This window comes from Streptomyces sp. SID3212, from assembly GCF_009865405.1.
In the GTDB taxonomy this organism is placed as follows: Bacteria; Actinomycetota; Actinomycetes; order Streptomycetales; family Streptomycetaceae; genus Streptomyces.
The window spans coordinates 1-1,952 of the sequence record NZ_WWJY01001156.1; the positions used below are offsets into that span (position 1 = coordinate 1).

1 protein-coding gene is annotated in these 1,952 nt (G+C 74.9%); it reads right to left on the reverse strand.

The genetic code is table 11. From position 1 onward, the window contains the following. Positions 1–1,952: hypothetical protein (locus tag GT042_RS34525; RefSeq protein ID WP_161312634.1), on the reverse strand; the 1,952-nt coding region annotated here is incomplete at both ends.

Consider the following 1,952-nt stretch of genomic DNA (forward strand, 5'->3'; position numbering starts at 1 on the left):
ACGGAGGCCGTGCCCGGGCCCGTGGGGACCGCGCTCGTGGTGGCCGGACCCGTCGCGACCGGGGACGTGGTCGGCGTTCCGGTGAGCGTCGAGCTCGTACGGGACATGTCGCCGCCCGGCATCTGGACGAGCTCGTCCAGGTGCAGCCGTACCTGATTGGCCGTCAGGGCGCTGGTCGTACGTTCCGCCAAGCCGCTGCCCGCCCCGCTCACCCCCGTCACCGTCAGGTCAGGACCGGCCCGGCCGCCCGCCACCAGGTCGAGTGCCGACACACCGCCCGACGCCGCCGGGCGGAAGTGCGGCCCGGTCCCGACGACCGGGTGCGCGCCGCCCGGTGCGCCGGTGTGCGGGGTCGGCCCTGGTGTCAGCAGATCACCGGCGACCACCGCCCCCGGCGGCGGCGCCTGGACGGCGCCCAGTGCGGTGTGGCCGAGGCCGGGCGCCGTACCGGGCACCACCGACGTCAGCGTGTGAGGTGTCACCGCGACCCCCGGCGGGGTGACACCGGCGGAGGCGAGCGCGGTGTGGACCGGAGCCGGGGTCGTCCCCGGCCGCGCCGACGACGTGAGCAGATCCACCGTCGCCGCGCCCGGCGCAGGCGCCTGCACCCCCGCGAGCCCCGCGTGCGCGGCGCCCGGCACCGGCGTACCCGTGGCGAGCGCGCCGAGGCCCGTCGTACCCGGCACCCCGGCCGAAGCAGGCAGGTACAGCCCCGACTGATGGACGACCTGCGGCGCACCGATCGCGCTGACCCCCGGCCCCACGTCCACCCGCCCCGGCCCGACCGCCCAGTCCCCGGCCCGTATCGCGCCCAGCTGACCGGCCGGCAGATCCACCAGCGCGTCCAGCTGCCGTGACGCGTGGAAGCCGAGCCCGGTACGCTCGCCCACCCCCGCGCCGAGGCTCCCCACCGGACCGAGGCTCAGCTCCGGCGGGCGCAGACCGGTGTGGAGCGCCCCGTTCGTCATCTCGAACGGCCGCAGACCGGCCCCGGGCCCCGCCCACTCTCCGAGCCGTACGTTCGCCAGGTCGAAGCGCGGCAGGTCGACCAGGCCGTCCACCAGACCGTGCGCCGGCGAGGTCGGGATCGGCGCCCCGCTGATGCCCCGGCCGACCGCGCCCACCGCCGCGCCGTACCGCGCCTGCCCGAGCACCCCGCGCTCGAAGAACCCGATCCGCAGCGCCTTCGCCAGCCCGAACTGCCCGATCTCCCGCGCGTCCACGGGCAGCAGCAGCCGCAGCCACTTCCCGCCGCCCAGCTCCGCCCTGGCGAAGGACCAGGTCGCGCCGAGCCCGGCCCGCGCCCCCTGCCACGCGAACGCGCCGCCCCGGCCGAGTGCCGCCGGGAGACCCCGTACGAGCGCGGGCAGGCCCTTCACGTTCTGGAAGACGATCAGTCCGCCCCGCTGTACGACGTTCGCGATCCGCGGCAGGTCGGTGATGCCCCGCATCACCCACAGCCCGCCGGTGCGGACCCAACTCGTCGACAGCCGCACCAGATCACGCAGACCCGGGAAGATCGTGGCGAAGCGGAACCCGCCCCCGGTGAACAGGTTGCGGAGCAGGACCAGCGTCGCCTTGCCGAAGTTCGCCAGCCCCTGCGTGAACGCCTTCGTGCCCGCCTTGATGATCTGGAAGATCGGCAGGCCCTTGGTGGTGGGCGCGATGAGCCCGAGCCCGGCCAGGAACAGGTCCAGGAACGTGGCGTCACCGCGCGCGAAGTCCACCACCGTCTTGATGAACAGCGTCAGGTTGACCCCCAGCGCCAGCAGCGCGATCGGGCCGCCGAAGATCAGCGCAGGGATGATCAGGATGATCGCCAGCCACTGGAACGCCTCCCAGAAGACCTTGCACGCGGAGATCGGCAGCGAGATGTGCGAGACGGCGGAGATCCGCCCCGCCACGTTCCTGCCCTGCTCCGCCTGCGCCTCCCCGGCCTCCCGCGCGGTGGT